We start from the raw sequence: 9957 nt of genomic DNA on the forward strand, positions 1-9957 counted from the left end.
GGGAACAATCAGCCCAGGTCGGCATCCTGATCCCTGCGACGTCGAAACAGGCACATCAGTGCCAGGCCTAGTACTGCAGTGCCGACAGTCAGTGCTACAGGCATGACTATGTCTGCGCCGGAGTTGGCTAGGACTTGGGAATCTTCAGGGGTCTTTACATGGTTATCAGAAGATTGGCTTGCTGGCACCGGTTTTTGGCTGTTGGAACTAGTTTGATCTGTTTTGCCGGGTGTATTATTAGACTCGGACGGCTTGTTTGGTTCTACCGGCAGATTCGGCTTGTCGTGTCCTCCGGAGTTGTCAGGGTTATCGGGGTTATCCGGCTTATCAGACTTATCGGGCTGGGCCCGGTAGGTGTTGGTGAAGGTGGGGTTGTTGCCGTCGACGGTGGCTTGGAGCTGGCCCTGCTGGTCGTCGGTGACGTGGACGGTGATCTTGGCTTCGTTCGTGTCGTAGGCGATGCCGGGCAGGCTGCCCTGGACCTCGTTCACGGAGTACGTGTACTCGCCGGCCCTATCCAGGGTCAGGGGCTTGAAGGCGATCTTCCCGTCGGCGTCGTTGGAGGCCTCGTCCAGCTTCCCCTTGTCCTTGTCCTGCAGGCGGAAGGAGAACTCCCCGGCCTTCAGGCCCCGGCCGTCCAGGTGCTTGACGGCGGTGAGCCTGACCGTGGCGGGCTGGGCCCGGTAGGTGTTGGTGAAGGTGGGGTTGTTGCCGTCGACGGTGGCTTGGAGCTGGCCCTGCTGGTCGTCGGTGACGTGGACGGTGATCTTGGCTTCGTTCGTGTCGTAGGCGATGCCGGGCAGGCTGCCCTGGACCTCGTTCACGGAGTACGTGTACTCGCCGGCCCTATCCAGGGTCAGGGGCTTGAAGGCGATCTTCCCGTCGGCGTCGTTGGAGGCCTCGTCCAGCTTCCCCTTGTCCTTGTCCTGCAGGCGGAAGGAGAACTCCCCGGCCTTCAGGCCCCGGCCGTCCAGGTGCTTGACGGCGGTGAGCCTGACCGTGGCGGGCTGGGCCCGGTAGGTGTTGGTGAAGGTGGGGTTGTTGCCGTCGACGGTGGCTTGGAGCTGGCCCTGCTGGTCGTCGGTGACGTGGACGGTGATCTTGGCTTCGTTCGTGTCGTAGGCGATGCCGGGCAGGCTGCCCTGGACCTCGTTCACGGAGTACGTGTACTCGCCGGCCCTATCCAGGGTCAGGGGCTTGAAGGCGATCTTCCCGTCGGCGTCGTTGGAGGCCTCGTCCAGCTTCCCCTTGTCCTTGTCCTGCAGGCGGAAGGAGAACTCCCCGGCCTTCAGGCCCCGGCCGTCCAGGTGCTTGACGGCGGTGAGCCTGACCGTGGCGGGCTGGGCCCGGTAGGTGTTGGTGAAGGTGGGGTTGTTGCCGTCGACGGTGGCTTGGAGCTGGCCCTGCTGGTCGTCGGTGACGTGGACGGTGATCTTGGCTTCGTTCGTGTCGTAGGCGATGCCGGGCAGGCTGCCCTGGACCTCGTTCACGGAGTACGTGTACTCGCCGGCCCTATCCAGGGTCAGGGGCTTGAAGGCGATCTTCCCGTCGGCGTCGTTGGAGGCCTCGTCCAGCTTCCCCTTGTCCTTGTCCTGCAGGCGGAAGGAGAACTCCCCGGCCTTCAGGCCCCGGCCGTCCAGGTGCTTGACGGCGGTGAGCCTGACCGTGGCGGGCTGGGCCCGGTAGGTGTTGGTGAAGGTGGGGTTGTTGCCGTCGACGGTGGCTTGGAGCTGGCCCTGCTGGTCGTCGGTGACGTGGACGGTGATCTTGGCTTCGTTCGTGTCGTAGGCGATGCCGGGCAGGCTGCCCTGGACCTCGTTCACGGAGTACGTGTACTCGCCGGCCCTATCCAGGGTCAGGGGCTTGAAGGCGATCTTCCCGTCGGCGTCGTTGGAGGCCTCGTCCAGCTTCCCCTTGTCCTTGTCCTGCAGGCGGAAGGAGAACTCCCCGGCCTTCAGGCCCCGGCCGTCCAGGTGCTTGACGGCGGTGAGCCTGACCGTGGCGGGCTGGGCCCGGTAGGTGTTGGTGAAGACCGCCGTGTCTATCTTGCTGCCCTCGCTGTCAGTCCACTGCGCAGTGGCGATACGGTGCAACTGAGCTGCATCGGTTGTCAAAGTGATGGTCAGGGTTGCAGTGCTCTGATCATACGTCAGACCAGGAATGGAACCGGTTTCCTGGTGTATACGATACTCGTAGCTGCCATCGTCGGGCAGAGCAGACACGTTGACAGGCACCTGGGTATTTTGGTTGTCGGCGTCTATGGTGATTTGGCCGGGCAACGCTGCGGACGGTGCGCCACGCAGGGGGTCGACAGCCAGTGTGAAGGAGTCTGAGTTGAGCCAGTTCCTGCCTTGGATCTGTACTTTGACTCCGGCAGACACTTCATTGGTGTCCATTGTTCCTGTCAGGCCGCAGTTGTTGAAATCCAAGGACTGGCTGGCCGTGTCCACCATATCCTCAGCCTTCTGGAACTCAATATCGTTGATGACGGCACCTTTCATGGTTCCGCCCTCCAGTATGTCGCTGGCTGAGGAGTTTTCGCTCGGGCTGGCTCCGCTGGCCTTTTGGATTGTTGTAGTCAGGTGGGTCCAGTTCGTGTTCGGAGCAGGGTCGAAGCGCAGGTGGAATTTCCCTGCCGGTATATTGGTCAGTTCGTACTTGCCCTGGGAATCAGATTTTGTGCTCAGATCATCATGTGGGGTGACGACCGACTTGACGGGCTTGTCGTCAGTATCGTCGAGCAGGGTCACTTTGACATCTTTAAGCAGAATATCGTCCGAAGAGCGGGTGCCGTCCCCATTGACGTCGTACCATACGATGCCACTGATGGAACGTTGAACAACCATGGCCTGGGCAGGCATTTGGTTCAGTGCATTGCCCCAGCGATTCCGATAGAGGTCGCCGGAGGAGTTGTTTCCGGGATTTATATGGAAAGTAATGTCATAGCGGAATTGGTTGGGCTGCCCATCGATGATGAAGGCCCAGGCGACCACGTTTTCAGGCATTTTCACTTCGCCACTTGTTGTGTTGAAGTCAGCCTCGTCCCAAGAGAGGTAATCCTGGGATTGTATGGAACTCGTGTCATTCACTCGCCATCGAGAATCTGTGGTGTAACGGATGGTGATTCCGCTCAGACTAGCCCCCGCCGAAGCTTTTACGTTCATATCGGCAAAAGTAGGTTCCCCGTGGAAGTCGGGTTTGCCGCTTGTCTGTTTGTACGGCATGATGTCGATGGCATAGTGATGCTGCTTGCCACTGCCCGAGGTGCTGCTCAGCATGTTGGTGAAGCCGATTGGTGCACCGGCTTCATTAGTGTCCTGTACGGCCGAGGTGGAAAGGCTGGTTGTGTTGGTCCGCCAAGCGTGGATGGTGAAGGAATCGGCAGTCTTCAAGTATGTGTTGGGCTGGGACATATTCTGTTTTGACTGAACTGTGGCAGAGGTCGTCAGGTCTTCGTTGGAACCGATGTCTTTGCTGGGGTCAGTCAGGTCACCCAGGGAGGTGGAGAAGTGGATGACGCGGTTATTGCCGTCCACAGGGATGTTGGTCAGTGTCCAGGACAGAGTGGTGATTCCGGTTACGGGGTCCGTGCTCACTGATGGCTCACAGGCGGTTCCGCCCTCTATGTGGCCCATCTCAGGCGTGGCTTCCGTATATGTGCCGCCCAATCGGGCGCTGCCGGGGATGTAGTGGAGCTTTGCCGGTAGTTTGTCGGTGATGTAGAGTTCGGTTTGGGCGCCCTTGTTGGCTTGGGAAGCTGAAGTGCCGGTGTTGATGGTTAGTCGCCAATCAACGAACCGTTGATCGCTGTCTAAGTCAAAGTATTCTTTGGGTTTGGAATTGGTGCTTGTTTGTGCTACGGCGTTGGAGATGGTGTTGGTTTCGCCGGCTACATAGAGGCTGTCCCCGTGCTCATTGCCGCCGGTGTCTCCGCCCAGGTAGCCGTTTATTTGGTCATAGCTGGCCTTGGTATAGCCTCCGGCGGATGTGGCTAAGACGGGAGATTCGATTTTAGCCAGCTCGTAGGGGTTCTGTTTCTTGGCCCAGTCCTCCCATTCCTGATCGCTGGAGTTCTCGGGGCTCAGCCCGGCCATAGCTGCTAATTGGCTGCGGGTGAAGGTGCGCGAAACTGATGTCAGCTGGGCTACAGAACCTACTTTGGCGTCGGGGAGGACGTTGATCACAAATCCGCCGAAGCCGAATCGGGAATTCACTTCGGCAACGTTGGTGGGCGCGGCAGTGCGCCCGCCCAGCAGCATGCCTACAACCGTGCCATGCTTCTTTGCTTCCTCCTGTGTGCTATAAAAGTTCAGATCCTCTATGTCGGCATTGGCTTGCTCAGTGTCGTTTTTCCAGTCCTTTCCGTCGGGTTTGGTGGCGTACATGACCAGGTCCTGTAACGGGTTTTGAATGCTCGTTGGCTGGTATTTATCGTAGTTGCCGTTCTGCCAGATGCCACTGACCCAGGGAAGATCCAGGCCGTCGGAGTCAGCAGGCAGCCCAACTACCTTTGGGTCGATCTTGACCAAGGACATCCCCAGCAGAGGTAGATCAGCCTTGCTGGTTTTGAAGTTAAAACCGGCCGTTACCCGCACTTTGGTCCCTGCGACTGCTGAGTCGGTCCCCCGTAGATTGTCAGGAGCAGTCCACCACCCGCAGTCCACGCCGTCATCAAAAAAGTTAGGAGCCGTCATGCAACTGTACTGAATGATGTTGCTGATGCCTGCCTTTATTGTGTTGGAGCCTAGCGCGAAGATGACGTTGTGCCACATGTCATCGGACTGGTCGGCTTGGTTTGACGTGTCCGTGGGGCCGGTGGCAGAGGGTAAAGACTGGTTTGATAGCGATTTCGCACTCATGTTGCCGTCGTCGACCTTGCTCTGCAGGCTGAGACCGGTCTGTCCATAGTAGTTGGCCACGTCCTTGCCGTCGACAGTGGAGGGGTTGAAGACATATAGGTAACCAGTGGAGATTTCGGCCACTTCCTGTCGCGTGCAGTCAGTCGAGGCCAGGGCAGTCGTGCACTCGGCGTCTGGTGCATAGGTGTGTCCCAGGTAGGGGAAGGGGTCGTTGGTTTTATAGTCCTTCAAAGTCAGGTCCAGCTTGAGTCCCTGGCTGTTGCGCTGTTCAGCCACGGTGTATTGACCATTGCCTTGGACTTGGTCCTTCCCAGCCGTGCCACCCGTGGATCGGGCATAGCCATAGTTGCTGAGAGTGGGTCTCCAGCCCTGATCGCCGGTGTTGCGCCCGCTGTTGTTGAAGTCGCCGTCGATGGTGCCGATGTCCCAGAAGTAGGGTTGCAGATCCTCTATCTTCGGGTAGGCATCTCCACCAGCGGTTTGCCACAAATTGCTCAGTGACAGGGAAAAGGTAATGGGGCCAATGGGAACCTCCAGACCCTTGAGACCCTTGGTTCGATCGGGCCAACGCATGTCAACGGCCCAGTTGAACTTGCTGATGATCCCCTTGCGCTTACCCAGCTCATGGTTGGGGTAATTGCTGGCGGCTGGGGTGTTGAAGTCGAATATTTGGTTGCCGGAGCCTTCATTGGTTCCGCCAGTGATTCGCAGGTTCAGATTAAGCTTGGCCGATACGGTGACCGGCTCGGACGTAGCCGAAGCAGGATCGGTCTTGGTGGTGGTATCCGGAGCGCCCCAGGCCTGGATCTCGGGGGCGAATTTGCTGCCATTGGGCATGCTTCGGACCCGGAGGACCAAAGTGACGCTGGAGGATCCCGGAATAACGGTGGACAAATTCTCTGTGGAGGTGAGTAGCCTGTAAACGGTTAGCACCTGTGTCGGATGACCGTCGATGGTCTCTGTAGTTTGCTTTGGCCGGTATCCCTGCGTAGTGTCCACCCAGCCCATGGAATCCACATCAAAGGTGACCTGGTCCTCAGGCTGGTTCAGTTTGAATTGGAAGCCTATTCGGCCCCGGCGATAACTGGTCGTCTCGCTGCGGGTATTTACGGCAAAAGAGTAGGTGTAGGACACCTTATCGAAAGTGCGCACTATGTCATTGTCTGCATCGTGGTCGTCGCCGGGGCTGTTGTCGTTGTCGAAAGGAGCCGTGCCGGTGGAGCGGGATGCCTGGGATAGTGTGGTGACCACGGCGTCGTCGGTGTCCAGCATCTCCTTGATTGCCGATTTGGAGGTCGGCCTTCTGCTGGGTTGTATGGGCGCGGCCTGGTTCGGGGGGGTCGACTTCGACTTCTGAGTGGTTTGCGCTGCCCCGGACGTGGCAGTGTCTAACTGTGGAGTCAAGGTTTTGGTCGACGTGGATGACACCTGGTTTGTCCCAGTCGCCTGTTGTGCATGTGTCGTTGTAGATGTTGATGTGGAGGTGGTGGTCTGGGCATCAGCTGTCTGCCCACCATCGGCTATGGCCATGGTGGGTATCAACATGGCCATAGCCATCAGGCCAGCCAGCACTTTTCCACTCAAATTACCCTTTGCCACGTTTCTCCTTTTGAGCGCCGACGACCGCCTAGGGCGTCGGGCCGGGCATCCCCTTCAGGTCATCCGGTCGACTGTCTACGATGGTTCTCGAGTCATTCGATACTAGTTTTACAGAACAGTATACAAAGTTATTGGTTATAATTCCGCTATTAATATGCGCCTCCGGAGAAAAGGGCCAACCATGGACATAACAGGGAGGTCTGCATGAGTGAACGGGATCATCATGAGCTATCGGTTACCGATTTTCCGGGTCACGGAATGCGGGAGCGGTTGGCTGTCTACGGGTTCTTCATCATCATGGGCATCGGTACTTCGGCCTGGATTTCTCGACTGCCAACAGTCAAGGCCAGCCTTGGTCTGCAGCCTTCGGGCCTGGCTCTGATGACCATCCTGGGCGGCTGTGGCGCTCTGGTCGGCATGCTGGTCTCAGGAGTGTTGACTGATCGGCTGGGCGTGCGGCGGGCCATGCTGCTGGCGGCCTCCACCTGGTGCCTGGGCATGGTAATCGCGGCCTTGGCTGTCACTCTGCAATCAGTGCCTGGGGTGGTTTTGGGTTTGCTCTTTAACTCGGCTGGGATTAGCCTCTGGGGAACGGTCAACACGGTCGAGGCCGGGGCAGTGGAGCGCTTCTCCTCTCGGTCGATAATGCCGCGCTTCCATGCTTCGTACAGTCTGGGCATGTTTCTTGCCCTGGGGCTGGGCTCGCTACTGTCTCATCGGGGTGTGGCCATAGGCGTGCACCTGGCTGTCAATGCTTTGATCAGCCTGGCTCTGGTGGTCGCCTGCGTCCTGCTCTGCCCGGCTCAGCCTCTAGGGGATTACAGGGGCGGCGCTGACGACGAACGTTCGGATCAGCAGGCGGGATCGGAGCAATCATCCTCCTTGGGCAAGCAGTTGGCTGCTTGGGGCGATGCACTGGTTCTCATGCTTGCCCTGATCAACGTGGCCTTGGAGGCCAGCGAGGGTGCCGTCAATGACTGGAGCGGAATCGGCCTGGTCGATGCCTTCGGTGTCCCTGAGTCTCAAGCCGGTCTTGCTCCCACGATCTTCGCTGCAACCATGATTGTCTCAAGGTTGCTGGGTACGCATCTGATTGAACGACTGGGGAATATGCGCTCGTTGGTCCTGACCCTCCTGGTCTCGGCTCTGGGCATCCTGGTCTATGCTCTTTCGCCCTCTTTTGTGTTTAGTCTTGTGGGCACTGGGATCTGGGGTGTCGGAGCTGCTCTGGGCGTGCCCATTGTCACCACTTTGGCAACCAGGGATCCAGCCGTGGCGGCCCAGCGTGCTTCGGTAATCTCCACTGCCTACTACGGGATTTCCTGGATCATTCCTCCGGCTATCGGATTTTTGGCCGACCATACCGGTGTCAGGCCTGCTCTGCTGCCCTTGGCGTTCTTGCTGGCGGCGGTTACCCTCTTGGTGCCCACGGTGTCCAGGCTCACTCGGGAATGATGCCCTTCGGTTTACAAAACTCCGCCAACCGGTCGTCGGGCGAATACAAGAGATGGAGACCGGCAGCATGGTCTTTCGGCAGATACTCGGATTCAAACAGCCGTTCCCAAATATTGCCGTACACGTCAGTGAATTTTATGGCTACTGCATTCAGTCGGCACCGGTCCTGAGGATCGTTTTTGTCTAAAAAACGGGGGGATTCAAAGATGTTCCCAGGGCAGATGGTAGGCAGGCTCCAGGTAAATCGTGAGTCTGGATCCATCGAGATTATCCAATCCGCTGTTGGCAATGTCCGCCAGGCGTGATGATGGCCGAATCCAGGGACCCTGTAATAGTTGATCGTATTGTTTGTAAGTTTGATGGGCCGTAAATGGGAATTCTTCAGCAAATCCCAGTGAACCAGAATTGAAACCTGGCGTATGGTGCCCTCGCTGTGGTTGGTGATGATCAGGTGTTCGTCGCTCCCTTCTTTCTGTTTATCTTTCCAAGATGTCTTGGACTCCCAGACATCAACGCGGGAGGCCTGTTTGAGCATGGTCTGGTAAAGGTCATAGCTACGACGTTCATCGTCCTTGGCGAATGTTCTTCTCGTCTGCCGGGCGGAGTACACGATGGTCGCAGGAATAGCCACAACTGTGGCTATGGCTGTAGTGGAGTTAATGATGAGATTAATAATGTCGATAATGGGCATGGACACTCCCCTGAATATCTGCAACATAGTCCCAAGCATGATCGTACATCTTTGCCATAAGTGATCCTATACATTCTAGAGGTGACCATCAGATGGTCAGATGGATGCCTTTCCCTGCCAGATTCTCCAAGCACTCCTGCAGATAGGATGCATCGTGCTCGGGGTAGATGGGGTCCGTCAACGGCTCTACAGCCAGATTCTCGTAGGGAGGGCAGTGCCTGCCACGGTAGAGCGGGTCATACCAGGCAGGATCGTGATGATAGCCGCGCTCGTGCATCGTTGCCATGACTAATAGATGAAATTGAAAGAGCTTGTATGGGGGATGAAGAAAGACATAGTCAACGGTGGCATGCCGTCGACCCCACCCCAGGCCCCGCAGGGCGGTGATCTCCCGATGCTGGCCCAGCAGCTGCTGTCTGGGAAGCAACGGGATCAGATCCTGATGCCACAATCGCATGACGACCCCCTCGTTGCGGTCATAGATGAACCCCCCTTCAGCCTAGCCGCTCGCATCACTGTAAAGCGGACTGGCAGAGGAGGGGTTCCGACAATTCCTTACTGGAGTTCCTTACTGGGCGATGAAACCACCGTCCACAACAAATTCGGCACCCAGCGCGAACTTGGATTCGTCGCTGGCCAGATAGACGCAGATTTCTCCGATGTCCTGGGGCTCTCCGATATGGCCCAGAGGCGTCAACTTGCTCATCCTGTCCTCAAGGCTCTGGCTGATCAGAGGGGTCTTGATGAATCCGGGATGGACCGAGTTGATGCGAACACCGTAATTGTTGTTGGCAGAATCCAGGGCGGCGGACTTGGTCAGTAGCCTGGTACCGCCCTTGCTGGCGTTATAAGCTCCGGCTCCGCTCAGGCCTACGAAGCCCTCGATGGAGGAGATGTTGATAACGGATCCACCGCGACCCTTCATGACCCGCATGCCATGCTTGGTGCCAAGGAAGGTTCCGTTGAGATTGATGGCGATGACCTTTTTCCAGTCCTCGTAGCTCTCCTGGTCCATGGTGGCCCCGCTGCCGCCTATGCCGGCATTGTTGACCACGGTGGTCAGTTGGCCCAGCTCCTTTTCAACGGTGTCGATGGTGGAGACCCACTGGTCCTCGTCCGTCACGTCCAAGGTGTGGAAAACGACCTGCCCGGGGTGCTCCTGCATGAAGCTGCGTGAAGCATCGCTCTCCTTGATGTCGGTAAGGGCCACCTTGGCTCCCTCGCGGACGAAGCATTCGGCTATGCCCACGCCCATGCCGCCGGTTCCTCCGGTGATAATGGCTACCTTACCTTGTAGTCGATCAGTCATATCCACTCCTTTATAGAGATGTGCTGTCGTATTCCATCTTATGG

Annotated in this window: 5 protein-coding genes; 1 reads left to right on the forward strand and 4 read right to left on the reverse strand. The window is 57.7% G+C overall.

Annotated features, from left to right (window positions below):
• Positions 1-8 precede the first annotated feature (8 nt).
• The gene (locus ACNAOV_RS01015) at positions 9-6131 is read right to left on the reverse strand and encodes a Spy0128 family protein (RefSeq protein WP_416517594.1); all 6123 of its coding nucleotides are present in this window, start codon (positions 6129-6131) and stop codon (positions 9-11) included.
• A gap of 531 nt (positions 6132-6662) precedes the next feature.
• Here ACNAOV_RS01015 and ACNAOV_RS01020 point away from each other — a divergent pair.
• Entirely contained in the window at positions 6663-7913 is a 1251-nt protein-coding gene (locus ACNAOV_RS01020; protein ID WP_416517595.1) for an MFS transporter, read from the forward strand.
• Here the strand turns inward: ACNAOV_RS01020 and ACNAOV_RS01025 are convergent.
• The 3 genes from ACNAOV_RS01025 to ACNAOV_RS01035 form a co-directional block, all read right to left on the reverse strand.
• Positions 7900-8604 (reverse strand): hypothetical protein, encoded by a 705-nt coding sequence (locus ACNAOV_RS01025; protein WP_416517596.1) that lies wholly within the window; start codon positions 8602-8604, stop codon positions 7900-7902. The two genes, ACNAOV_RS01020 and ACNAOV_RS01025, sit on opposite strands and share 14 nt — an antisense overlap.
• Before the next feature lie 88 nt (positions 8605-8692).
• Positions 8693-9061 carry a TIGR02328 family protein gene (locus tag ACNAOV_RS01030; protein WP_416517597.1) on the reverse strand — a complete coding sequence of 123 codons (369 nt, stop codon included), beginning with the start codon at positions 9059-9061 and terminating at the stop codon, positions 8693-8695.
• A 111-nt stretch (positions 9062-9172) separates the two neighbouring features.
• On the reverse strand, positions 9173-9913 hold the full coding sequence (locus ACNAOV_RS01035) for an SDR family oxidoreductase (RefSeq protein WP_015021283.1): 741 nt from the start codon (positions 9911-9913) through the stop codon (positions 9173-9175).
• Positions 9914-9957: the final 44 nt, after the last annotated feature.

The organism is Bifidobacterium asteroides (assembly GCF_048001765.1).
GTDB lineage: Bacteria > Actinomycetota > Actinomycetes > Actinomycetales > Bifidobacteriaceae > Bombiscardovia > Bombiscardovia asteroides_K.

What these genes read in the sequence shown, in the direction of transcription:
- ACNAOV_RS01030 (WP_416517597.1), bottom strand. Translation starts at nt 9,061, where the DNA reads ATGCGATTGTGGCATCAGGATCTGATCCCGTTGCTTCCCAGACAGCAG.
- ACNAOV_RS01025 (WP_416517596.1), bottom strand. Translation starts at nt 8,604, where the DNA reads ATGCCCATTATCGACATTATTAATCTCATCATTAACTCCACTACAGCC.
- ACNAOV_RS01035 (WP_015021283.1), bottom strand. Translation starts at nt 9,913, where the DNA reads ATGACTGATCGACTACAAGGTAAGGTAGCCATTATCACCGGAGGAACC.
- ACNAOV_RS01020 (WP_416517595.1), top strand. Translation starts at nt 6,663, where the DNA reads ATGAGTGAACGGGATCATCATGAGCTATCGGTTACCGATTTTCCGGGT.
- ACNAOV_RS01015 (WP_416517594.1), bottom strand. Translation starts at nt 6,131, where the DNA reads ATGCTGGACACCGACGACGCCGTGGTCACCACACTATCCCAGGCATCC.